A 24,037-nucleotide genomic window follows, 5' to 3' on the forward strand; every position below is an offset into this window, starting at 1 on the left:
TGTGCCCCCGAGACGATTCGAACGTCCGACCGCTGGTACCGGAAACCAGTGCTCTATCCCCTGAGCTACGGAGGCAATGACGGCAACTATAGCACCGCCTCTCCCGCTCGCCGCAAAACCCCCGATCGATGGTGCGATTCACCGACTCCGCACCCCGACTTGTTACTCTCGTCAACTGTGACTCCTGCTGAACTCGCCTCCATCATCACGGCAACAACCCGCACCGTCCTCACCGACCACGGGCTGGATGCCGACGTCGTCCCCGAGCAGGCAACCGTCGAACGTCCCCGGAACCCGGAGCACGGCGACTACGCCACCAACATCGCCCTGCAGACCGCCAAGAAGGCCGGCACCAACCCCCGTGAACTCGGGACCTGGCTCGCCGATGCCCTCGCAGCAGTCGACGGCATCGACGAGGCCAGCATCGCAGGCCCCGGCTTCCTGAACATCCGCCTCGCCGCGGATGCCCAGGCCAAGCTGGTCACCGACATCCTCGCCGCCGGTGACTCCTACGGCACCGGCGCGGACTTCGACGGGCAGAAGATCAACCTTGAGTTCGTCTCCGCCAACCCCACCGGCCCGATCCACCTCGGCGGCACCCGCTGGGCGGCCGTCGGTGACTCCCTCGGCCGGATCCTCACCGCCCGCGGTGCCACGGTGACCCGCGAGTACTACTTCAACGACCACGGTTCCCAGATCGACCGCTTCGCCCGGTCACTGGTCGCCGCGGCCAAGGGCGAGCCCGCCCCGGAGGACGGCTACGGCGGCGAGTACATCGGAGACATCGCCCAGCAGGTCATCGCCGCGCACCCCGACTGGCAGGACAAGTTCGGCACCGGCGACGCTGCCGACGCCGCTGTCCAGGAGCACTTCCGGTCCGAGGGTGTGGAGCTGATGTTCGCCCACATCAAGCGCACCCTGGCGGAGTTCGGCACCGAGTTCGACATCTTCTTCCACGAGAACTCCCTGTTCGAGTCCGGCGCGGTGGACAAGGCCATCCAGACGCTGAAGGACAACGGCAACCTCTACGAGGCCGAGGGTGCCTGGTGGCTGCGCAGCTCCAACTTCGGCGACGACAAGGACCGGGTCGTCATCAAGTCCGACGGCAACGCCGCCTACATCGCCGGTGACATCGCCTACATCGCCGACAAGATCGACCGCGGCCACGACCTGTGCATCTACATGCTCGGCGCCGACCACCACGGCTACATCTCGCGGCTGAAGGCCGCCGCCCAGGCCCTGGGCTACGACGCCGACCAGGTCGAGGTGCTCATCGGCCAGATGGTCAACCTGGTCCGCGACGGCAAGTCGGTGAAGATGTCCAAGCGCGCCGGCACCGTGATCACCCTCGACGATCTCGTCGAGGCCATCGGCGTGGACGCCGCCCGCTACGCCCTGATCCGCTCCTCGGTGGACTCCTCCCTCGACATCGACATGGCAATGTGGGCCAGCCAGTCCAACGACAACCCGGTGTTCTACGTCCAGTACGGCCACGCCCGCCTGTGTTCCCTGGCACGCAAGGCCGCCGACAACGACGTCGCCCTGCCCGACGACCTGTCGACCCTCGACCTGTCGCTGCTGGACCACGACCGCGAAGGCGACCTGATCCGCACCCTCGGCGAGTTCCCGGGTGTGGTCTCCACCGCCGCCGAGCTGCGTGAGCCGCACCGCATCGCCCGCTACGCCGAGCAGCTGGCCGGTACCTTCCACCGGTTCTACGACTCCTGCCAGATCCTGCCGAAGTCCGATGAACCCTCCGGTGCCGACACCGCCCCGGTGTTCCTCGCCCGCCTGGCCCTGGCCGCGGCCACCCGCCGCGTGCTCGCCAACGCCCTGACCCTGGTCGGTGTCACCGCCCCCGAAAGGATGTGACCGGTTCCCCATGGACATGGACGTTCATTTCCCCGAGGCCCCGCTGCGTAAGCGCACCGAGACCCTCGACGAGTTCAACACCCTGCCCTCCCACGTCTTCCCGTTGAACACCGGACGCACCGCCGACGGTGAGATGGTCATCGGCGGCGTACCGGTCTCCGAGGTCACCAAGAAGTACGGCACCTCCGTCTTCATCATGGACGAGGCGGACTTCCGGGCCCGGTGCCGCCGCCTTGCCGCCGCCTTCGGTGGTGGCGAGCGCGTGCACTACGCCTCCAAGGCATTCCTGTCACGGACGGTGTGCCGGTGGATCGACGAGGAGGGCCTGGCCCTCGACGTCGCCAGCCAGGGTGAGCTGGAGGTGGCACTGGCCGCCGACTTCCCGTCCGACCGGATCACCGTGCACGGCAACAACAAGTCGGTCGAGTTCCTCACCACCGCCGTGCGCGCCGGAGTGGAGCTCATCGTCGTCGACTCGGTCATCGAGATCGAGCGGCTGGCGCAGGTCACCGCCGGGCTCGACATCATCCAGGACGTCCTGGTCCGCGTGAAGCCCGGTGTCCACGCCGACACCCACGAGTTCATCGCCACCAGTCACGAGGACCAGAAGTTCGGCTTCTCCCTGGCCTCCGGGTCGGCCGAGGCCGCCTGCCGCAGCTGTGCGGCCACCGACGGTCTTCGGTTGCGCGGCCTGCACTGCCACGTCGGTTCCCAGGTCTTCGACGCCGACGGCTTCGCCCTCGCCGCCGACCGCCTGCTGGGGCTGTGGTCGCGACTGGTCAGCGAGTTCGCCGACGGCAACGCTACCGACGGCGCCGACAGTGCCGCCGCGGCGTCCTTCGACACCCTCGACCTCGGCGGCGGCTACGGCATCGCCTACACCCCGGACCAGGAGGAGCTCGACGTGGAGTCGGTCGCAGCCGACCTCCGGTCGCGGGTGGCGGCGAAGGCCGCGTCCTACGGCGTCGATGCCCCGGTGGTCAATGTCGAGCCCGGTCGTGCGGTCGTCGGACCGTCGATGGTGACGGTCTACACCGTCGGTACCGTCAAGGACGTCCACACCTCCGATGAGACGGTGCGCCGCTACATCTCGGTCGATGGTGGCATGAGCGACAACATCCGCCCGGCGCTCTACCAGGCCGAGTACGACTGCCGACTGGCTAACCGCGAGGCGACGGGTAACCTGGTCGCCGCCCGCGTGGTCGGCAGCCACTGCGAATCCGGTGACATCCTGGTCAACGACACCTTGTTGCCCGACGACATCGGCCCGGGTGACCTGCTGGTCATCCCCGGCACCGGCGCGTACTGCTACATGATGGCCTCGCGCTACAACATGATGCCCCGACCACCGGTGGTCATCGTGTCCGACGGGGCAGCACGTGAGATGATCCGTCGCGAGACCGTCGCCGACGTGCTCGCCCTGGAGAATTTCTGATGGTTTATCATCGGTAACAATCCACAGTAAACAACCCACTGGTAACAACCCACTCGAGTCGACTACGGGAGAGTAATGTCTGATCAGGCTGACAGCGCCAGGAACGACAACAACAGCGACACCGGCGCACCCACCGTCGGTGTGGCCCTGCTGGGCATGGGAACGGTCGGGGCCGAGGTGCTCCGCATCCTCACCGAGAATGCGGCGGACTTCACCGCCCGCATCGGCGGCACGGTCGAGGTCCGCGGCGTCGCGGTCTCCGACCTGTCCAAGCCCCGACCCGGTGTGCCCACCGAACTGCTCACCGACGATGCCCTCGGGCTGGTCAACCGCGACGACATCGACCTGGTGATCGAGGTCATCGGTGGCATCGACTACCCGCGCACCGTGGTGCTGGCGGCCCTGCGCGCCGGAAAGTCCGTGGTCACCGCCAACAAGGCACTGGTCGCCGCCCACTCCACCGAGCTCTCGGAGGCCGCCGACGCCTCCGGCGCCGACCTCTTCTTCGAGGCCGCCGTCGCCGCCGCCATCCCGGTGGTCGGCCCGCTGCGCCGCTCCCTGGCCGGTGACAAGGTCAACCAGGTGATGGGCATCGTCAACGGCACCACCAACTTCATCCTGGATGCGATGTACAAGCGCGGTGCGTCCTACGACGAGATGCTCGCCGAGGCCACCGACCTGGGCTACGCCGAGGCCGACCCGTCTGCCGACGTCGACGGCCTGGATGCTGCATCGAAGGCCGCCATCCTGGCGTCCCTGGCCTTCCACTCCGACGTCTCCATCGACGACGTGCACTGTGAGGGCATCCGCTCGATCAGTGCCGACGACATCGCCGCGGCGAAGGCCGCCGACTGCACCATCAAGCTGCTGGCAATCTGTGAGCGACTCACCGACGACAACGGTGCCGAGTCGGTGTCGGCCCGGGTCTACCCGGCGCTGCTGCCGGCATCGCACCCGCTGTCGAGCGTCTCCGAATCCTTCAACGCCATCTTCGTGGTCGCCGAGCACGCCGGACGCCTGATGTTCTACGGCAACGGCGCCGGCGGTGCCCCCACTGCCTCCGCGGTGCTGGGTGACGTGGTGGGCGCGGCCCGCAACATCGTCCACGGTGGGCGTGCCCCGGGCATGTCGACCTACGCGAACCTGCCGGTGGCCGACTTCGGCCGGGTGCGTACCCGCTACCACGTGGACATGATCGTGGAAGACCGTCCCGGAGTCCTCGCCGAGGTGTCCTCGACCTTCTCGGCACACGGTGTGTCGTTGAAGACGGTGCGTCAGGAGGAGGCGGGCGACGACGGTGCCCGCCTGGTGGTCATCACCCACCACGCTGAAGAACACGACCTGGAGGCCACCGTCGAGGGCCTCCTGAGCATCGACGCTGTGAAAACCGTCCGCAGCGTGATCCGAATGGAAGGCAACTGATGACCGATTCCCGCAACCCGGTGCTGCACCACTGGACCGGCCTGATCAACGAGTACCGGGCCTGGATGCCCTTCGCAGCTGACTGGGAGCCGGTGACCCTCAACGAGGGCGGGACCCCGCTGGTCCGGGCGAACCACATCTCCGAGCTCACCGGGTGCGACGTGTGGCTGAAGGTCGAGGGCGCCAACCCCACCGGTTCCTTCAAGGACCGCGGCATGACCGTCGCCGTCACCGACGCCGTCCACGCCGGTAAGAAGGTGCTGATGTGTGCCTCCACCGGCAACACCTCGGCATCGGCGGCAGCATTCGCCGCCCGTGCCGGTATCGATTCGGCCGTGCTGATCCCCGAGGGCAGGATCGCCCAGGGCAAGCTGTCCCAGGCAGTGATGCACGGTGCCAGGATCATCCAGGTGCGCGGCAACTTCGACGACTGTCTGGAGCTGGTCCGAAAGACCACCTCCGACTTCCCGGAGATCGCCCTGGTCAACTCGGTGAACCCGATGCGCATCGAGGGGCAGAAGACCGCCGCTTTCGAGATCGTCGACGCACTCGGCGACGCCCCCGACATCCACGCACTGCCTGTCGGAAACGCCGGCAACATCACCGCCTACTGGAAGGGCTACTCCGAGTACGCCGAGGCCGGTGTCTCCTCGCAGCGTCCGGTCATGCTGGGTGTGCAGGCTGCCGGTGCCGCACCACTGGTCAATGGCGAGCCGGTGCTGAACCCGGAGACGGTCGCGACCGCGATCCGGATCGGTAACCCCGCGTCCTGGCACCAGGCCGTCGCCGCCAAGGAGGAGTCCGGCGGAAGCTTCCGGGCAGCCACCGACAAGGAGATCCTGGCGGCCTACCGTCTCATCGCCTCCCGCGAGGGTGTGTTCGTCGAGCCTGCGTCGGCCTCCTCCGTCGCTGGCCTGCTCGCCGCCCACGCCGAGGGCTCCATCGCCCCGGGCCAGCGCATCGTCTGCACGGTGACCGGTCACGGTCTCAAGGATCCGACCACCGCCCTGAGTGAAATGCCGGAGCCCACGCCGATCGACGTGGACACCAATGCGGTCGCCGAGGCACTTGATCTCGCATGAGTGATCCCGTGACCCCCGTCCGGAGCACTGACGGAGCCGACGGAGCACTCCCCGGTCCCGGTGCACTGCGCAGGCTGGCCACCGGACGTTCGGTGAGTGTCCGGGTTCCTGCCTCCACCGCCAACCTCGGCCCGGGATTTGATTCACTGGGCCTGGCGGTCGGGCTGTACGACACCGTCGAGGTCGTCACCGTCGATGCCGGCCTGGACATCATCGTCCACGGTGAAGGCGAGGGCGACGTGCCGCTGGATGAACGCCACCTGGTCATCCGCGCCCTGCGATCCGGCCTGCGTGAGGCCGGGGTGACTGTCGCAGGGTTGCGTGTGGTGTGCCACAACGCCATCCCGCACTCCCGCGGGCTGGGCTCCTCGGCTGCCGCCGCCGTCGCAGGTGTCGTCGCGGCCAGTGCGTTGGCCGGCGGGGACCACCCCACCGGTGCGCTGGACGACGACACCGTCATCCAGCTGTCCTCGGCTTTCGAGGGACACCCGGACAACGCCGCGGCCTGCGTGCTCGGCGGCGGAGTGGTGTCTTGGACGAATATCCCGATCGACGGCCGCAGCGCACCGGAGTACCACGCGGTGCCGGTGCCGGTCCACGCTGACGTGCGTGCCACCGCCCTGATCCCGAATTTCCACGCCTCCACCGAGGCGGTGCGCCGGGTGCTGCCCAGCGATGTCTCGCATCAGGACGCCCGCTTCAACGTCTCCCGTGCGGCACTGCTGCCGGTGGCGTTGAGCACGCGTCCGGAACTGTTGTGGGAGGCCACCCGTGACCGCCTGCACCAGCCGTACCGGGCGGAGGTGCTGCCGGTGACCTCGGAGTGGGTCAACCGACTGCGCAACCTGGGCTACCCGGCGTTCCTGTCCGGAGCGGGGCCGACCGTCATGGTGCTGTCCACCGGTGAGGTGGATGCCGCGCTGCTGGAGGAGGCCCGCTCCCGCGGGATCGCTGTGCTGGAGACCGGTATCGGCGAGCGCGCGTCGGTGAGCGTCAGCGGTTAGCGGTAGCTCCACCGAACGCCGGATTCGACCCTGACGGCGTCGACGGGGTCCTTGTCGGGACTCAGTCGGCGCCGTTGGTCTGTGCGTCGCCGTCTGAACCGACCGAGCCGTCGGCACCGTCGGCGTCGGCCGCCCCGTCGTGGTCGGACTCCTGCGCGCTGTCGCGTTCACCGGGGCTGCGTAGCTTGATGATGTCGTACTCACCGGCCGCAAGGTGTGAGCGCAGATCCTTCTTGTCGAACTTGCCGACCGAGGTCTTGTCGATGCTGTCGACGAATGTCCAGTACTCCGGGGCCATCCAGCGCGGCACGTTCTCGGTCACTGCATTCGCTAGCCGCTGCGCGGTGTCCCGGTCCTGCGCGACACCGGGGATGGTGACCACGACGGCGAGGGGACGTTGGCCCCACCGGTCGTCGGGCATCCCGATCACCGCGGCTTCCGCGACCACCGGCGACTCCATGACGAAGTTCTCCAGGATCGCAGAGTAGATCCATTCTCCACCGGAACGGATCGTGTCCGTCTGCCGGTCGTGGACGGTGAGGAAGCCGTCCTGGGTGATGGTGGCGATGTCACCGGTGTGCAGCCATCCGTCATCGGTGAACCTGGTGGCGTAGTCCCCGTCCTCGTCGACGTCACTGCCACGGAAGGTGTCGGCCGTCCCGCCGGTCGCGGCAGCGGGGGAGTGGAAGTAGTCGGTGGTGACCCAGTTACCACGAACCTGGAGCTCCCCGCTGGAGCGGTCGTTGGGAGGCAGGACGGTCCCGTCCTCGTCGGCGATGCGGAACTGCATTCCGACGGGGAAGCGCCCCTGGCTGTCGCGGTAGCGACGGCGGGCGGAGCCACCGACACCGACCGGGGGACGGGCCACGGTCCCGCTCGGCCCGGTCTCGGTCATTCCCCAGCAGTGGGTGATGTCGACACCGTAGCGTTCCTCCCAGGCATCGATCAGGGCGGCGGGTACCGGGGAACCACCGGAGAGGATCTCCTGCAGACTCATCTTCTCCGGCGGGTTCTTCTGGTAGTGCACGACCAGTTGCATCCACACCGTCGGAGCACCGTGGGCCATGCGTGGCATGGAGTCGGCGATGACGTAGGCCATGTGTGTCGGGCTGGCGTCGCCCCCGGGGAACACCATCGGTGTTCCGGCCATCAGGGCGGCGACCGGGACGCCCCAGCTCAACACGTGGTAGATCGGCACGACACACAGGAAGCTGTACCCGTTGCGCACTCCGAAGGAGTCAGGTGTACGAATGTTCATCGCGTGCAGCCAGATCGACCGGTGGGAGTGCACCACGCCCTTGGGCGCACCACTGGTTCCGGTGGTGTAGAGCAGAGCAGCCGGCGAGGTCTCCGGCAGTTGCGGCCAGTCGTAGACTGTCGGGCGGCCGTCGAGGATCTCCTCGTAGCCCAGGACCGTGATGTCGTCACGGTCGACCTCGGCGAACGCAGCCCGGGCGGCTGTGAGGGCGGGTTCGCCGCCGGTCCCGGTGAGGACCAGGGTCTCGACCGTGGGACATTGTCCGAGCAACGGCACCAGAAGGTGGGACAGTCGGGGGGAGGCGATGACCACCCGGTCCCCGGCGTGATTGATGATGTGGACCAGCTGGTCGGCGACCAGGTTGGGGTTCAGCGGGTGCAGGACCGCGCCCATGGACATCACCCCGAACATCGATTCCAGGTGCTCGGTGATATTCGGCATCATGGTCGCGACCCGGTCGCCGACGCGGACCCCGGCGAGGTCGTTCAGGGCATGCGCCAGGGCAGTGGCACGGGCTCCGACCTGGGCGAAGGTGGAGTCCTCGGGGTTGTCACCGTAGTAGGTGCGGATACCGGTGTTGCCGTGCACGCTGCGTCCGTACTCCAGGACCTGCGACAGCAGCAGCGGGTACTCGCCCATCGTCGAGGCGCCCAGTGGCGTAGTGGGGTCGGTGGTGGGGGTCGAGGCGGTGAAGCCGGAGGTGCCGTCCATGGTTACCCAGGATAGGGGACGCCAGTGGACGCCGGTGCACGCCAACGGACACCGGCCGTCACCCGGGTGCCACCCGGGTGTTCCGGGCGCACACGGCGGACGTGAAATGCGGTTGTCCCGCGAGCCCGGTGGTACTATCGCAACCGAGAACCAACCACCGTCATCCCGCAGGCCCGGCCACGCCGGTGCCGTAGGTGCGGTCCGAGACGGTGTTGGGTCATCCGGATCCACGGAATTTCACCACCGAACGCCATTTTCAGGCCGGTCAGACACCTTCCACAGGTGCCGTAGCCGTGGCATCCGTCCATAATTCGACGACTCACGAGAGCACGTCACCTCCCGTTGTTCCGTCGCCAGGATTCCTGGGCACCTGGGTGCCCGCATTGCCATCCTGGTGTTCCCGCTGCGTGGCCGAAGCCACGGTGGTCGGGGAGTGCGGGGCGACGACACCGGGGGTGAACCGAAAGGACACCTTTGACTTTGCCGGACATCGTCTCCAGGGCACAGAATGACGGACTTGCCACCCTTAAACTGGCGGAACTCAAGCAGATTGCTGCGTCGCAGGGGCTGCGGGGAACCTCCGGGATGAGGAAGGGGGACCTGGTGTCGGCCATCGCCGCTGCCGGTATCGGCAGTGCCGGACGCGGCGGGACCTCCGGCGTGGGGATGTCCACCTCCGGCACTTCGGGGGCCAAGGACTCCGGCGCTGCTGCGGACAGCAAGGCAGACAGCAAGGCCGATACTGTTTCCACGGCCTCGTCGAATGCGTCACCGTCCACCGCCCAGGACAGTGATTCCGAGGGATCCGACCAGGGCGGACGGGAGGACCGTAACGACCGCGACCAGCGCGGCAACCGCAGTGACCGCAGTGACCGTGGTGACCGTGGTGACCGTGGTGACCGTGGTGACAATGAGCGTGGCGAGGACGAGGGGGGTCGTCGAGGACGACGTAACCGGCGTAACCGTCGCAACCGGGGTAAGGGCGGCCATGACCAGGGCCAGAACCAGGGTCAGGACCAGGGCCAGAATCAGGGGCGCAACGACAACCAGGGCCGCCAGAACAACGGCAAACAAGGTGGCGACGGCCAGGGGCGGGGCAACCGCGACCGTGGTGACCGCAACGATCGTAACGACCGGGGCGACCGGAACCGTGGTGGCCAGCAGCAGGGTGGTCAGCAGGGCGGCCAGAACAACGAGCCGGCCACGCCGGTCGCCGGCATCCTCGACTTCGCCGACGCGAACACCGCCTTCATCCGCACCACCGGCTACCACGCCGGAGCGACCGACGTGTACGTCCCGATCCAGTTGGTGCGCAAGTACGGCATGCGCCACGGCGACGCGGTCACCGGTTCCATCCGCCCGGGCGCCAAGAGCCAGCAGGCCGGCGGTGGCGGCGGACGCGGCCGCAACCGTCAGAAGTACATCCCGCTGCACTCGGTGGACACGGTCAACGGACTGACCCCCGACCAGGCATCGCAGCGTCCGAAATTCACCAGCATGACCCCGCTGTACCCCAACCAGCGACTGCGTCTGGAGACCGAACCGAAGGTGCTGACCACGCGGGTGATCGACCTGATCATGCCGATCGGTAAGGGCCAGCGTGCCCTGATCGTGTCCCCGCCCAAGGCCGGTAAGACCACGATCCTGCAGGACATCGCCAACGCCATCGCGGTGAACAACCCGGAGTGCTACCTCATGGTCGTCCTTGTCGACGAGCGTCCCGAGGAAGTCACCGACATGCAGCGCAGCGTCAAGGGTGAGGTCATCGCCTCGACCTTCGACCGCCCGCCCAACGAGCACACCGCTGTCGCCGAGCTTGCCATCGAGCGTGCCAAGCGCCTGGTGGAGCAGGGCAAGGACGTCGTGGTCCTGCTGGACTCCATCACCCGCCTGGGCCGCGCCTACAACAACTCCTCCCCGGCCTCGGGCCGCATCCTCTCCGGTGGTGTGGACTCCAATGCGCTCTACCCGCCGAAGCGGTTCCTGGGTGCAGCCCGCAACATCGAGGACGGTGGCTCGCTGACCATCATCGCCACCGCCATGGTGGAGACCGGCTCCGCCGGCGACACGGTGATCTTCGAGGAGTTCAAGGGCACCGGCAATGCCGAGCTGAAGCTGGACCGTAAGATCGCCGAGCGCCGGATGTTCCCGGCGGTCGACGTCAACCCGTCCGGCACCCGTAAGGACGAGCTGCTGTTCGGCCCGGAGGAGGCGCGCCTGATGCACAAGCTGCGCCGCATCCTCTCCGCGCTGGACCCCCAGGCCGCCATCGACCTGCTGCTCAAGCAGTTGAAGAAGTCCAAGACCAACCGCGACTTCATGCTGCAGATCGCCTCCTCGGCACCGCTGGCAGGTGAAGACGATGAGTGACCAGAGCGTGGCGGGCGGTTCGCCGTCCAAGATCGACGACATCCTGTCGGAGTACCAGGGCCTGGAGATGCAGCTCTCCGACCCGGAACTGCACAACGACGCCTCGGCGGCCCGCAAGGTCTCCAAGCGCTTCAGTGAACTGCAGCCGGTGATCCAGACGTACAACGCCCTGGTCCAGGCCCGCGAGGACCACGAGGTCGCCGCGGAGATGGCAGGGGAGGACGCCGAGTTCGCCGCCGAGGCCGAGCGCCTCGCCGCCGAGATCCCCACCCTGGAGGAGAAGCTCACCGACCTGCTGGCACCCCGTGACCCCCACGACAGCGACGACGTCGTCATGGAGATCAAGTCCGGCGCCGGTGGCGAGGAGGCCGCACTGTTCGCCGGCGAGCTGGCACGCATGTACCAGCGCTTCGGTGAGAAGCACGGTTTCACCTTCGAGGTCCTCGACGCCAACGAGACCGACCTGGGCGGTGTGAAGGACATGACCATGTCGGTGCGGTCCAAGCAGCCCAGCCGCGACGGTGCGTGGAGCGTCTTCAAGTTCGAGGGTGGCGTGCACCGCGTGCAGCGTATCCCGGTCACCGAGTCCCAGGGGCGCATCCAGACCTCGGCCGCCGGTGTACTGGTCTACCCGGAGCCTGACGAGGTCGAGGACGTGCAGATCGACGACAAGGACATCCGCGTCGACGTCTACCGTTCCTCCGGTAAGGGTGGTCAGGGCGTGAACACCACGGACTCGGCGGTGCGTATCACCCACCTGCCCACCAATATCGTGGTGACCTGTCAGAAGGAACGTTCGCAGATCCAGAACAAGGCGCGCGCCATGCAGGTGCTCGCCGCCCGCCTCCAGCAGATGAAGGAGGAGGAGGCGGACGCCGTCGCCGCCGAGGGCCGCGCGGCACAGATCCGCACCATGGACCGCTCGGAGCGCATCCGTACCTACAACTTCCCGGAGTCCCGGGTCTCCGACCACCGCATCGGCTACAAGGCCAACAACCTTGACGCCGTGCTGGACGGCGACCTCGACGCGCTCTTCGGCGCGCTGCAGGACGCCGACCGCAAGGCCCGCCTCGAGGCGGGGGAGTAGTAGCTGGAACTCTCCGTGACAGAGTCCCAGACAGAGCCCCAGACAGTGTCCCAGGTGCTGCGTTCCGCGGTGGCCGAGCTGTCGGCGGCGGGCGTGGAGTCCGCCGCCCACGATGCCCGCATCCTCATGGCGGAGGCCATCAACCGCGAGGCTGACATCCGGACAACGGCACCGGTCACCGCCATGGATCTCGTCCTGCGCGGCGGTGACCCGGCGCCGCCCGGCTTCGGGGATCTGCTGGCCCGCCGGGTCGCCCGCGAACCACTCCAGCTGATCCTGGGCGTAGGCACCGTGGTGGGACTGGATCTTCCGGTGGCCCCCGGACTGTTCATCCCCCGTCCGGAGACCGACCTGCTCATCGAGTGGGCGGCCGGGCAGGTGGAGGACCGGGTCGCGGTCTTCACCGGTGCGTCCGACATTCTCACCGCCCGACTCTCCGAGCCCTCGGTCACGGTCATCGACCTGTGCAGCGGCCCGGGGACGGTGACCCTGGGGTTGGCCCATCTGCTCACCACCCGTGGGATCGCCGACCGGGTGGACCTGCGCCTGGTCGGTCTGGAAATCGACCCGGCAGCGGTCACCGCGGCGACCCAGGCCACTGCGAGCTGGGTGGACCAGGGGTTCATCAGCAACCGGATCGCCATCGAGTTCCACCAGGCGGATGTCTCCACCCCGGCACCGCTGGTTCGCCACGGACTGGTCGCCGCGGCGGACGTGGTGGTCTCCAACCCGCCGTACGTCCCGGAGAGCACGGAGGTGTCACCCGAGGTCCGGCAGGACCCGCACCGTGCGGTGTTCTCCGGGGCCGACGGACTCGATCTGCTGCGGACCATGGCCGAGGTCGTGGATGTGGCCGCCGCGCCGGTGGCGGTGGTCGGTATCGAGCATGACGACAGCAATGGTGCAGGTGTGCGCGACCTGCTCGCACAGGTCGGGGTACAGGACCTGGAGCAGTACCGGGACTTCGCCGGACGCGACCGCTTCGTCACCGGACGGGTGCACCGGGACCCCGGGCACCGTCCGGACCACTAACCCGAGACAACCCCGGCCACCGCCCCGGACCCGGGGGCTGTCTTTGAAGCGGCCCGGGACTACAGTGGACCCGATAACCTAACCGACGTACTAGCGACACATCCGAAGGGACGAACGGTCCACCATGCCACAGACCTACGACTGCACGGCCTCCGAGACGCGTGAGGCCGGCCTCGCCGCAGCACTCGGTGCGGTGAAGGGCGGGCGGCTGATCGTCCTGCCGACGGACACGGTGTACGGCATCGGTGCAGACGCCTTCGACAATGACGCGGTCAGCGCACTGCTGCGGGCCAAGCGCCGCGGTCCGGACATGCCGGTGCCGGTACTCATCGGCTCGTGGACCACGGTCACCGGCCTGGTCCGGGACTACACCGAGAACCTGCGCCTGTTGACCGAGGCCTTCTGGCCCGGCGGCCTGACGATCGTGACCCACCAGGCCCCGAGCCTGCCGTGGAACCTCGGCGACACCCGCGGCACCGTGGCCCTGCGTATGCCGTTGCAGCCGCTGGCGATCGAACTGCTGCAGCAGACCGGCCCGATGGCGGTCTCGAGTGCGAACATCCACGGGCATCCGCCGGCACTCTCCGCGGAGCAGGCCCGCGACCAGCTCCGGGACTCCGTCTCGGTCTACCTCGACGGTGGCCCGGCCACCATCGGCACCGCGTCCACCATCGTGGACCTGTCCGGGATGCGCCCGCGCATCCTCCGCGAAGGGGCGATCCCGGCAACCCGGGTCGCTGAGGTGCTCGGCGTGCCGGCCGAACTGCTGCTGGGACAGGACACGGCCGGCGGAACCTCCGGGGTGGCGAACGGATGACCGGTGAGCGCGTGCTGGTGCACGCGGCGTCGTGGTCGGTCGTCGGCGTTCCGTTCCGGGAGCTCGCGCTGGTCCTCCTCGTGGGACTGGTGACGACATATCTCACGACCGGGATCATCCGGATGCTGATGCTGCGGTACGGACGTCTCGCCAAGCCCCGTGCCCGCGATGTCCACACCGTCCCCACCCCACGGCTGGGTGGTGTGGCGATGTTCACCGGTTTCGTCGTCGCGGTCCTGGTTGCCAGCCAACTGCCGGCGCTCAACCGGGGTTTCCCTCCGATCACCCCGGACATGGTGGCGGTGATGACCGCGGCCTTCGTCATCGTGGTGGTCGGTGTCGTCGACGACCTTTTCGACATCTCCTGGGTACTCAAGCTCGGCGGCCAGGTCGCCGGCTCCGTCGTCATGAGCCTCGCAGGGCTGTCCTGGTATCTCATCTACTCTCCGTTCGGTGGCGGCACCACGCTGATCCTGGATCAGGTCCAGTCAACGATCTTGACTGCATTGTTGACGGTCGCGATCATCAACGCGATGAACTTCGTCGACGGGTTGGACGGCCTGGCGGCCGGGTTGGGCGCGATCGCTGCGGCGACCCTGCTGATCTACTCGCTGACGATCCTGCATGACCAGGGAGGTACCGTCAGCGCCTACCCGCCGGCGATGATCTCCGCCGGCCTGCTGGGAGTGTGCCTGGGATTCCTACCGCACAACTTCTCGCCGGCGCGCATCTTCATGGGGGACTCAGGCTCCATGCTCATCGGCCTGCTGCTGGCCGCGGCGAGTGTCTCGGCCTCCGGGCGGATCAACATGGCCCTCTACGGCCCGGCCGACCTGCTGGCGTTGCTGACCCCGATGCTGGTTGTCATTGCCGCACTGTTCATCCCGATGCTGGACCTGCTGATGGCGGTCTTCCGCCGACTCAAGGCAGGCAAGAGCCCGTTCGCCCCCGACAAGCAGCACCTGCACCACCGGCTGCTGCGCCTGGGGCATTCCCAGAAGCAGGTCGTCCTGGTGCTCTACGCCTGGGTCGGGGTGGTGGCACTGGGGGCGGTGGGTTCCACGGTCTTCCCGTTGGGTGTGGCAGCGACGATCTTCGGGGTGGCGATCCTGCTGGCACTGGGGTTCACCGTCGTGCCTTTGTGGCGGGGCAGAACCACAGTAGCCGCGGTGTCGGAGACGGTCCCACCCTCGGAACCGCATGCTCCGAAGGCCGTCACGAAAACTCCGCCGACCGCGACGACCCCGCTGCCCCGGACGGGTGCGTCCACCCGCCGTAACGTGGGCAAGATGGGACCTGGGGGCCGCGGACGCTAGGGTGTAGTCCGTGAGCGAGCAGAACAACACCCCGTCCCAGTCCCCGGCCGACCTGCCGGACATCAACGTCAGTGACGACGGCGATGTCGCCGACCACCGGCGTCCGCTGCTGCGTGCCGCGAAGTGGGGTGCGGTCGCCGTGCTGGTGATCACCATCATCTCCCTGGCGCTGTGGGGCAACGCCCGCGGCCCGGAGGGGCTGTGGGGTGTGCTGATCGGTGCGGCCATCGGCGGTGGATTCATCCTGGCGACCGTGGGCATCGTCCTGCTGACCTCGAATACCTCGCCGCAGACCACCGTCGTGGTGATGCTGGGGACGTGGCTGCTCAAGATCATCGTGGTGCTCGGCATTCTGCTGGTGCTGCGGAACATGGACTTCTTCGACCACACCGCCATGGGCGTCACCGTGCTGCTCGCTCTGCTTGTCGGCCTGGTCTCGGAAACAATCGGGGTCATCACGACCCGGGTCACCAACGTCTGAGAACCCACGGGGTTTGCGGCGGGGCTGTGGGGGCCCGAGGCGGTGCGGGGGTAGGGGAGGGGCGGTGGGTGTACGGCATTCAGCTGAGTATCGAATGCTGGTCAGACCGCTGACGATCGGCCAGTTGAGACCGGAATTTCCGGGGGTGACCCCGGGTGCGGGTCAATGCTGTATCGTCCAGTGAAGTACTGCGGGGGTGCTGGTTCGCACAGCCAGGCCAATCGCTGCTATTGTCTAGTGCGGGTAATCAGGTGAGTGGCCCGCGCGCTTTAAGCGCGCCTTACGTCCGAGCCTGGTCTATCACCCCCGGTGGCGTGCCGACGTGCGACGGAGTCCGCGCTACCGGGAACATCCTGACATCCTCCATCGCACCGTGTGACCCTGTGTCATGCGGCCCCTACCACGGGAGAGAACGCTGAGCGTTACAACCTTGGCCATGAAGGGCGAGTTCCATGCCCCCTCCATGGAGAAAGAATTCTTCCCGGGGGAAGTGAATCCCGACCACCTCTGGTTCAGTGAGTTCGCTAACGGCATTTTCGCAGTAGACCGCCTGATGATCATCCGTCTGTTGATGATTCTCATCCTGGCGGCCTTTTTTCTGTATGCCTTCCGCAAGCCCAAGCTGATCCCGAGGGGTGTGCAGAACGTCGCAGAGTACGTGGTCGACTTCGTCCGCATACATATCGCTGAAGAGATCCTGGGGAAGAAGGAGGGGCGCCGGTTCCTGCCGGTCATCGGCACCATCTTCTTCGTCGTTCTCATCGGTAACCTGCCGGCGATCATTCCGGGGATGAACATTTCGGCCAACGCCAGGATCGGTATGCCGATCGTCCTGGCCGCGGTGGCGTACATCGTCATGATCTACGCGGGCGCTAAGCGGTACGGTTTCGGCAAGTTCGTGAAGTCCTCCGTGGTCATCCCGAACCTGCCCCCGGCTCTGCACCTGCTTGTGGTCCCGATCGAGTTCTTCTCCACCTTCGTCCTGCGTCCGGTCACGCTGACCATCCGTCTGATGGCCAACATGCTGGCCGGCCACATCGTGCTGGTCCTGCTGTTCGGTGCCACGAACTTCTTCTTCTGGCAGCTGAACGGCTGGACGCTGCTGGCAGGCGGCACCCTGGTCGCCGCACTGGCCTTCACGCTGTTCGAGATGCTGATCATCTTCCTGCAGGCCTACATCTTCAGCCTGCTGACGGCGGTCTACATCGAGCAGTCGTTGCACGCCGACGAGCACTGATGAGCTTTGACGGGCACTGAACCCCGACATCTACAACAACACATTTCCGCCTCACCTACCGACTACCTCTTTCACACAGGTGGGGCGCCACGAAAGGGAACGGAAACCAAATGAACGAGCTGCAGATCCTCGCCCAGGACACCACCACGACCTTCGAGGGCCTCGGTACCGTCGGCTACGGTCTCGCCGCAATCGGCCCCGGTGTCGGTATCGGTATCCTGGTCGGTAAGACCGCCGAGGCCATGGCTCGCCAGCCCGAGATGGCCGGCCAGCTGCGTACCACCATGTTCCTGGGTATCGCCTTCACCGAGGCCCTGGCCCTGATCGGCCTGGTCGCCGGCTTCCTGTTCTAGGGTGCGGTGCTCCGGTGACGGGGCATTGTGACAAGACCTTCACACTCAAGAGCGAAAGCTGGAGACTATGACGAACCACTTCATCCTGGCAGCGGAAGAGCTGCCGCTGGAGGACAGCATTAACCCGCTGCTCTCCGCGTCGTATGACATCGTCTGGTCCCTTGTCAGCTTCATCATCATCTTCGTCATCTTCTGGAAGTTCGTGCTCCCGAAGCTCAAGCAGGTTATGGCTGAGCGGACCGAGCAGATCGAGGGCGGGATCGCCCGGGCCGAAGAGGCACAGGAAGAGGCCAAGGCCGCGCTGGACAAGTACAACGCCCAGCTGGCTGAGGCGCGTACGGAAGCCGCGCAGATCCGCGACGACGCCCGTGCACAGGGCCAGAAGATCATCGCTGACATGAAGACCCAGGCCACCGACGAGTCCAACCGCATCATCGAGTCCGGCAACAAGCAGCTGCAGGCGCAGCGCGACGCTGTCGTCTCGGACCTGCGCAAGGACATGGGCGAGAACTCCATCAACCTGGCCGAGCGGCTGCTGGGCTCCCAGCTGTCCGACGACGTCAAGCGTTCCGGAACCATCGACTCCTTCCTCGCTGATCTCGACAGCGTCGGATCGGGGAAGTGAGGCCCGTGCACGCAGCGAGCAGAGCAACCCTGGACCAGCTGACCGCATCGCTGGACGCCTCCCTCACGGGTGCAGCGGACACCGCAGCCGCTGCTGCGGCCACCGGTGCGGAGCTGTTCGAGGTCGCTGACCTTCTGGACAGCGACCGGTCACTGCGCAGCGCACTGATCGACCAGGCTGTTCCGGCAGACCGCCGGGCAGCCCTGGCTGACGGGCTGTTGGCAGACAAGGTGTCGGGTACCACCCGGGACACGATTTCCTCGGCTGTTGCCGGCACCTGGTCCAACACCCGGGACCTGCGGCACGGGCTCGTCGAGCTGGGCCGCCGTGCCCTGCTGCGTGCAGCCCGCGAGCAGGGACAGAGCGAGAAGGTCGGGACCGAGCTCTTCGAGCTCGCCCGCCTCCTCGAGCGGGAGTCGGAGCTGGAGATGATCCTGGCCGACCGTCTCGCAGCTGCCGAGAAGCGCCGCGAACTTCTGGCCAAGGTCCTCTACGGACATGTCAGCGCCCTCACTGAGGCCCTCGCACTGCAGGTCGTCGGACGTCCTGTTGCGCGACCGGTCGAGGACCTGGACGCACTGTGCGATTTCGCCGCTGGACTCGACGACCGCAAGGTCGCCCGTGTCCGCAGCGCCGCCGCACTGAGCGAGGCCCAGGAGCAGGCACTGGCCCAGAAGCTGGAGAAGATCTACGGTTCCGCGATGTCGGTCCATTCCGAGGTTGACACCAGCCTCCTCGGTGGAGCGGTCATCCGGGTCGGCGACGAAGTCATCGACGGAAGCACGGCTGGAAAGCTGTCGCGTCTCCGTCGGGAATTCGCCTGACCCGACCCGCGGCGAACCGCGATCGAGAGATTCACTCACCAAATGCTGGAAGACGATACCGAGAGCAGGAAGATTATGGCGGAGCTTACGATCTCCTCCGATGAGATCCGTAGCGCTATTGCGAACTACACCTCAAGCGCTTCCGCGGAGGCCTCCCGTGAGGAGGTCGGCGTGGTTACGCTGGCCGCGGACGGCATTGCCCAGGTTTCGGGCATGCCCTCCGTGATGACCAACGAGCTGCTTGAGTTCCCCGGCGGCGTCATCGGCGTCGCACAGAACCTCGAGACCGACACCGTCGGCGTCGTGGTCCTGGGCAACTACGAGTCGCTGAAGGAAGGCGACGAAGTCAAGCGGACCGGCGAAGTCCTGTCCGTCCCGGTCGGCGAGAAGTTCCTCGGCCGTGTCATCAACCCCCTGGGCCAGCCCATCGACGGCCTCGGCGACATCGAGTCGTCCGAGAACCGTGCGCTGGAGCTCCAGGCCCCGTCCGTGCTGATGCGTCAGCCGGTCCACGAGCCGATGCAGACCGGCATCAAGGCCATCGACGCGATGACCCCCATCGGTCGTGGCCAGCGTCAGCTGATCATCGGTGACCGCAAGACCGGTAAGACCTCGGTCTGCATCGACACCATCCTGAACCAGCGTGCGAACTGGGAGTCCGGTGACCCGAGCAAGCAGGTGCGTTGCATCTACGTTGCCATCGGTCAGAAGGGTTCCACCATCGCCGCGCTGCGGAAGACCCTGGAGGATCAGGGCGCCCTGGACTACACGACCATCGTGGCAGCCCCGGCCTCCGACTCCGCCGGTTTCAAGTGGCTGGCCCCGTTCGCCGGTGCCGCCCTGGGGCAGCAGTGGATGTACGAGGGCAAGCACGTCCTCATCATCTTCGACGACCTGACCAAGCAGGCCGAGGCCTACCGTGCGATCTCCCTGCTTCTGCGTCGCCCGCCGGGCCGCGAGGCATACCCGGGTGACGTGTTCTACCTGCACTCCCGCCTGCTGGAGCGTGCCGCCAAGCTGTCCGACGAGCTCGGTGCCGGTTCCATGACCGCGCTGCCGATCATCGAGACCAAGGCCAACGACGTGGGTGCGTTCATCCCCACCAACGTCATCTCCATCACCGACGGCCAGGTCTTCCTGGAGTCCGACCTGTTCAACCAGGGTGTGCGCCCGGCCATCAACGTCGGTGTGTCGGTCTCCCGTGTCGGTGGTGACGCCCAGACCAAGGGCATGAAGAAGGTCGCAGGTAACCTGCGACTGGACCTCGCCGCCTACCGTGACCTGGAGGCGTTCGCCGCCTTCGCGTCCGACCTGGACGAGTTCTCCAAGGCACAGCTGGAGCGCGGTAAGCGTCTGGTCGAGCTGCTGAAGCAGGTCGAGACCCAGCCGCAGTCCGTTGAGGACCAGATGGTCTCCATCTTCCTCGCTGCAGAGTCCGTCTTCGACACCGTTCCCGTCGAGGACGTGCGCCGCTTCGAGGCTGAGCTGTGGGAGTTCCTGCACGCCGGTCACGCCGGTGTCTACGAGCAGATCGCCGGCGGCACGCCGCTGTCCGACGAGTCCAAGGCTGAGCTGGTCAAGGCCGCTGACGAGTTCAAGCGCGGCTTCCAGACCACCGACGGCACCCCGGTCATCAACGAGCCGGAGGCTGACGCCCTGGCCGACCAGGACCTGGACCAGTCTCAGATCACCGTCACCCGCAAGAAGTAGCGCGGGGACCTGATCCTATGACTGCACAGACCGAGTACACAGAAGAAGGGAGGTAGACAGCGATGGCAACTCTTCGCGAACTGAGGGACCGGATCAAGTCCGTGAACTCGACGAAGAAGATCACCAAGGCCCAGGAGCTCATCGCGACCTCCAAGATCACCAAGGCCCAGGCCAGGGTGACTGCTTCACAGCCCTACGCCGACGAGATCACCCGCGTCATCCAGCGGCTCGCTTCGGCATCCTCGCTCGAGCACCCCATGCTCGACACGGAGTCCAACGCGTCTCGCGCGGCCATCCTGGTGATCACCAGCGACCGCGGAATGTGTGGTGGATACAACCACAACGTCCTCAAGAAGACTGCGGAACTCCGCAAGCGTCTCGAGGGCGAAGGCAAGGAAGTCGCCCTGTACGTCGCCGGGTCCAAGGGCCTGACGTACTACAACTTCCGGGGCGAGGACATCAAGGGTGCCTGGTCCGGGTTCTCCCAGGATCCCGTCTACAAGGGCACGCACGACCTACGTCGTCACCTGATCGAAGGCTTCGAGGCCGGCGACGAGGGTACGGCACAGTGGCGTGAGGGTCTGACTGCAGCGGAAGGGCAGGAGGTCGCCGGTTTCGGTGAGCTCCACGTCGTCTACACGAAGTTCGAGTCGATGCTGACCCAGACTCCGCAGGCGATCCGTATGCTGCCGATCGAGACCCGGATCAACGAGGAGCCGCTGGGCACCGGTGAGGACATGCTCTCCGATGGCCCGGAGGCCGCGACCGCCGAGGTCGAGTTCGAGCCGGACCCCGATCAGCTGCTGGCAGCACTGCTGCCGCAGTACGTCTCCCGTAGCCTCTTCGCGCTCATGCTCGAGGCCGCCGCCAGTGAGTCCGCTGCCCGTCGTACCGCGATGTCTGCGGCAACCGACAACGCCACGGCCCTGGTCAACGACCTCTCGCGCGTCGCCAACCAGCTGCGCCAGGCAAAGATCACCCAGGAAATCTCAGAGATCGTCGGTGGCGTTAACGCGCTCGCCGACAGCGGAGAAAGTGACTAATTATGACTACAGCTACTGAGGTGCAGCGCGACAGCGCCGCATCGACCGCTGCCGGTCGCGTGGTCCGAGTCATCGGACCGGTCGTTGACGTGGAGTTCCCGCGTGGCGCCCTGCCGGCACTGTACAACGCCCTTGAGGTGGAGGTGACCCTGGAGGCGGTGGCCAAGACCATCGTTCTCGAGGTCGCCCAGCACCTGGGTGACAACATCATCCGTGGTGTCGCCATGGCCCCGACCGACGGCCTCGTCCGCGGTGCCGAGGTCATCGACACCGACAAGCCGATTTCCGTTCCCGTCGGAGACGTCGTCAAGGGCCACGTGTTCAACGCCCTCGGTGACTGCATCGACGAGCCCGGCCTCGGCCGCGACGGTGAGCAGTGGGGTATCCACCGCGAAGCCCCCGCCTTCGACCAGCTCGAGGGTCGCACCGAGCTCATGGAAACCGGCATCAAGGTCATCGACCTGCTGACCCCGTACGTCAAGGGCGGCAAGATCGGCCTGTTCGGCGGCGCCGGTGTGGGCAAGACGGTGCTCATCCAGGAGATGATCACCCGTATCGCCCGCAACTTCTCCGGTACCTCCGTGTTCGCCGGCGTCGGCGAGCGTACCCGTGAGGGCACCGACCTCCACCTGGAGATGGAAGAGATGGGCGTCCTCCAGGACACCGCCCTTGTCTTCGGCCAGATGGACGAGCCCCCGGGAGTCCGTATGCGCGTGGCCCTGTCCGGTCTGACCATGGCGGAGTACTTCCGCGATGTCCAGAACCAGGACGTGCTGCTGTTCATCGACAACATCTTCCGTTTCACCCAGGCCGGTTCCGAGGTTTCCACGCTGCTGGGCCGTATGCCCTCCGCCGTGGGTTACCAGCCGACCCTGGCTGACGAGATGGGTGTGCTCCAGGAGCGAATCACCTCGACCAAGGGCCGTTCGATCACCTCGCTGCAGGCCGTCTACGTGCCTGCGGACGACTACACCGACCCGGCTCCGGCGACGACCTTCGCCCACCTGGATGCGACCACCGAGCTCAACCGTGCCATCGCCTCGAAGGGTATCTACCCGGCCGTGGACCCGCTGACCTCGACCTCCCGCATCCTGGAGCCCGGCATCGTCGGCGAGCACCACTACGCTGTCGCCCAGCGCGTGATCGGCGTTCTGCAGAAGAACAAGGAGCTGCAGGACATCATCGCCATCCTGGGTATGGATGAGCTGTCCGAAGAGGACAAGATCACCGTGCAGCGTGCCCGCCGCATCGAGCGCTTCCTGGGTCAGAACTTCTACGTCGCGCAGAAGTTCACCGATATCCCGGGTTCGTTCGTTCCGCTGGAGGAGACCATCGACGCCTTCGAGCGCATCTGCGACGGCGAGTTCGACGCCTACCCGGAGCAGTGCTTCGACGGTCTGGGTGGACTCGACGACGTCGAGGCCGCCTACAAGAAGCTCACCGAGAAGTAAGGGGTCACGCACATGGCTGAGATTGCCGCTGAACTGGTGGCCGTGGAGCGCGAGCTGTGGTCGGGCACCGCAACCTCCGTTACCGCACAGACCACCGAGGGCGAGATCGGCGTGCTCCCCGGCCACGAGCCCCTTCTCGGCCAGCTGGTCGAGAACGGTGTCGTGGTCATCCGGACGACCGACGGCGAGACCCTCGTCGCCGCCGTCCAGGGTGGCTTCCTCTCCGTGTCCACGGAGAAGATCACCATCCTCGCCGATTCCGCGCTGTGGGCCCACGAGGTCGATGTCGCCGAGGCCGAGGCACGTCTGCGTGACGCCTCGACCGAGGAGGAGCGTGAGGACGCTGACTCCGAGCTTCGCGCCGTGAAGCGTCTGCAGGAGAGCTGACAGCCGGCGACCCTGCGAAAACCACCACCGGGCGGCCTCTTCCATATGGAAGAGACCGCCCGGTGGTTTCTGTCTCGGTGGCCATGCGGTCTCCCGGTCTTTTGGTCCCCCTGCCTCACCCCGGTAGACTCCACTGAAAGCTGAATTCCACAAGCCTCGACGAGGTTCGACAAGCTGTAGTGCGAACGAGCCCATCCGCAGATGACGACTGTAGACTCATGGGCCCGAGACTTCCGACGAGAAGGGGCGTACCTGGTGATCTGGACGATCCTGGTGACCGTGGTGGTCATCATCGCAGTATGTGGCGTGATGATGGCGGGAGGACGATTCCTCCTCCTCCGAAGTCGTGGCATCCCCGTGGTGATCAGAAGCCTGCCGAATCCCGATGGCAGGCACTGGCGCCACGGGGTTCTTGTTTACGGTGCCCGGACGGCCCTCGTCTACAAGCTGCGCTCGCTGCGCCCGGAGTCCGACATCGTGCTGTCGAGGCAGGGGACCGAGATCACCGAACGCCGGAAGA

21 protein-coding genes and 1 tRNA gene are annotated in these 24,037 nt (G+C 66.6%); 20 read left to right on the forward strand and 2 right to left on the reverse strand.

From position 1 onward, the window contains the following. Positions 1 to 2: 2 nt before the first annotated feature. Positions 3 to 75, reverse strand: a tRNA-Arg gene (locus tag ACTXPP_RS08910). 102 nt (positions 76 to 177) lie between these two features. Between ACTXPP_RS08910 and argS the strand changes: the two genes are divergently transcribed. The 5 genes from argS to thrB all read left to right on the forward strand — a co-directional run bounded on the left by argS (position 178) and on the right by thrB (position 6,815). After that, positions 178 to 1,872 carry an arginine--tRNA ligase gene (gene argS, locus ACTXPP_RS08915; RefSeq protein WP_443341835.1) on the forward strand — a complete coding sequence of 565 codons (1,695 nt, stop codon included), beginning with the start codon at positions 178 to 180 and terminating at the stop codon, positions 1,870 to 1,872. A gap of 10 nt (positions 1,873 to 1,882) precedes the next feature. Continuing rightward, positions 1,883 to 3,307 carry a diaminopimelate decarboxylase gene (gene lysA / locus ACTXPP_RS08920; RefSeq protein ID WP_301496696.1) on the forward strand — a complete coding sequence of 475 codons (1,425 nt, stop codon included), beginning with the start codon at positions 1,883 to 1,885 and terminating at the stop codon, positions 3,305 to 3,307. 75 nt (positions 3,308 to 3,382) lie between these two features. After that, complete coding sequence (locus tag ACTXPP_RS08925; RefSeq protein ID WP_301520887.1) at positions 3,383 to 4,729, forward strand: homoserine dehydrogenase; 1,347 nt, start codon at positions 3,383 to 3,385, stop codon at positions 4,727 to 4,729. Further along, positions 4,729 to 5,811: a threonine synthase gene (gene thrC / locus ACTXPP_RS08930; protein WP_301496700.1), complete on the forward strand. Its 1,083-nt coding sequence runs from the start codon at positions 4,729 to 4,731 to the stop codon at positions 5,809 to 5,811. The genes ACTXPP_RS08925 and thrC overlap by 1 nt, the downstream gene beginning before the upstream one ends. Next, a complete protein-coding gene (gene thrB / locus ACTXPP_RS08935; RefSeq protein WP_301520886.1) occupies positions 5,808 to 6,815 on the forward strand; it encodes a homoserine kinase in 1,008 nt (335 codons plus the stop codon). Before thrC ends, thrB begins: the two co-directional genes overlap by 4 nt. 61 nt (positions 6,816 to 6,876) lie before the next feature. Here the strand turns inward: thrB and ACTXPP_RS08940 are convergent, their stop codons facing one another. Continuing rightward, complete coding sequence (locus ACTXPP_RS08940; RefSeq protein WP_301496704.1) at positions 6,877 to 8,712, reverse strand: long-chain fatty-acid--CoA ligase; 1,836 nt, start codon at positions 8,710 to 8,712, stop codon at positions 6,877 to 6,879. A 546-nt stretch (positions 8,713 to 9,258) separates the two neighbouring features. Between ACTXPP_RS08940 and rho the strand changes: the two genes are divergently transcribed. From rho to ACTXPP_RS09015, 15 genes are all read left to right on the forward strand, one after another. Further along, a complete protein-coding gene (gene rho / locus ACTXPP_RS08945) occupies positions 9,259 to 11,154 on the forward strand; it encodes a transcription termination factor Rho (protein ID WP_443341838.1) in 1,896 nt (631 codons plus the stop codon). Then, the gene (gene prfA / locus ACTXPP_RS08950) at positions 11,147 to 12,241 is read left to right on the forward strand and encodes a peptide chain release factor 1 (protein ID WP_301497557.1); all 1,095 of its coding nucleotides are present in this window, start codon (positions 11,147 to 11,149) and stop codon (positions 12,239 to 12,241) included. The genes rho and prfA overlap by 8 nt, the downstream gene beginning before the upstream one ends. Before the next feature lie 15 nt (positions 12,242 to 12,256). Beyond that, positions 12,257 to 13,273, forward strand: coding sequence for a N5-glutamine methyltransferase family protein (locus tag ACTXPP_RS08955; RefSeq protein ID WP_301497555.1), 1,017 nt, complete (start codon positions 12,257 to 12,259; stop codon positions 13,271 to 13,273). Positions 13,274 to 13,397: 124 nt separating this feature from the next. Continuing rightward, the gene (locus ACTXPP_RS08960; RefSeq protein ID WP_301497553.1) at positions 13,398 to 14,090 is read left to right on the forward strand and encodes an L-threonylcarbamoyladenylate synthase; all 693 of its coding nucleotides are present in this window, start codon (positions 13,398 to 13,400) and stop codon (positions 14,088 to 14,090) included. Then, entirely contained in the window at positions 14,087 to 15,406 is a 1,320-nt protein-coding gene (locus tag ACTXPP_RS08965) for an MraY family glycosyltransferase (RefSeq protein ID WP_301497551.1), read from the forward strand. The genes ACTXPP_RS08960 and ACTXPP_RS08965 overlap by 4 nt, the downstream gene beginning before the upstream one ends. Positions 15,407 to 15,416: 10 nt before the next feature. After that, a complete protein-coding gene (locus ACTXPP_RS08970) occupies positions 15,417 to 15,887 on the forward strand; it encodes a Cg1360 family ATP-synthase-associated protein (protein ID WP_301497549.1) in 471 nt (156 codons plus the stop codon). Positions 15,888 to 16,323: 436 nt separating this feature from the next. Continuing rightward, positions 16,324 to 17,124 carry a F0F1 ATP synthase subunit A gene (gene atpB, locus ACTXPP_RS08975; RefSeq protein ID WP_301498444.1) on the forward strand — a complete coding sequence of 267 codons (801 nt, stop codon included), beginning with the start codon at positions 16,324 to 16,326 and terminating at the stop codon, positions 17,122 to 17,124. A 110-nt stretch (positions 17,125 to 17,234) separates the two neighbouring features. Continuing rightward, positions 17,235 to 17,477: an ATP synthase F0 subunit C gene (locus ACTXPP_RS08980; protein WP_301498446.1), complete on the forward strand. Its 243-nt coding sequence runs from the start codon at positions 17,235 to 17,237 to the stop codon at positions 17,475 to 17,477. 67 nt (positions 17,478 to 17,544) lie between these two features. Next, positions 17,545 to 18,102 (forward strand): F0F1 ATP synthase subunit B, encoded by a 558-nt coding sequence (locus ACTXPP_RS08985; RefSeq protein ID WP_441579539.1) that lies wholly within the window; start codon positions 17,545 to 17,547, stop codon positions 18,100 to 18,102. Between the two features lie 5 nt (positions 18,103 to 18,107). Beyond that, the gene (locus ACTXPP_RS08990; RefSeq protein WP_441579538.1) at positions 18,108 to 18,926 is read left to right on the forward strand and encodes a F0F1 ATP synthase subunit delta; all 819 of its coding nucleotides are present in this window, start codon (positions 18,108 to 18,110) and stop codon (positions 18,924 to 18,926) included. Between the two features lie 75 nt (positions 18,927 to 19,001). Beyond that, the gene (atpA, locus tag ACTXPP_RS08995; RefSeq protein ID WP_301520948.1) at positions 19,002 to 20,636 is read left to right on the forward strand and encodes a F0F1 ATP synthase subunit alpha; all 1,635 of its coding nucleotides are present in this window, start codon (positions 19,002 to 19,004) and stop codon (positions 20,634 to 20,636) included. Between the two features lie 62 nt (positions 20,637 to 20,698). Continuing rightward, entirely contained in the window at positions 20,699 to 21,679 is a 981-nt protein-coding gene (locus ACTXPP_RS09000) for a F0F1 ATP synthase subunit gamma (protein WP_443341841.1), read from the forward strand. A gap of 2 nt (positions 21,680 to 21,681) precedes the next feature. Further along, on the forward strand, positions 21,682 to 23,130 hold the full coding sequence (atpD, locus tag ACTXPP_RS09005) for a F0F1 ATP synthase subunit beta (RefSeq protein WP_301524614.1): 1,449 nt from the start codon (positions 21,682 to 21,684) through the stop codon (positions 23,128 to 23,130). Between the two features lie 12 nt (positions 23,131 to 23,142). Then, positions 23,143 to 23,517 (forward strand): F0F1 ATP synthase subunit epsilon, encoded by a 375-nt coding sequence (locus ACTXPP_RS09010; RefSeq protein WP_301495076.1) that lies wholly within the window; start codon positions 23,143 to 23,145, stop codon positions 23,515 to 23,517. Between the two features lie 255 nt (positions 23,518 to 23,772). Next, positions 23,773 to 24,037 (forward strand): DUF2550 family protein (locus ACTXPP_RS09015; protein ID WP_443341844.1); only part of this gene is annotated, 265 nt, incomplete at its 3' end.

The sequence above is a fragment of the Candidatus Corynebacterium faecigallinarum genome (assembly GCF_052264515.1).
In the GTDB taxonomy this organism is placed as follows: Bacteria; Actinomycetota; Actinomycetes; order Mycobacteriales; family Mycobacteriaceae; genus Corynebacterium; species Corynebacterium faecigallinarum.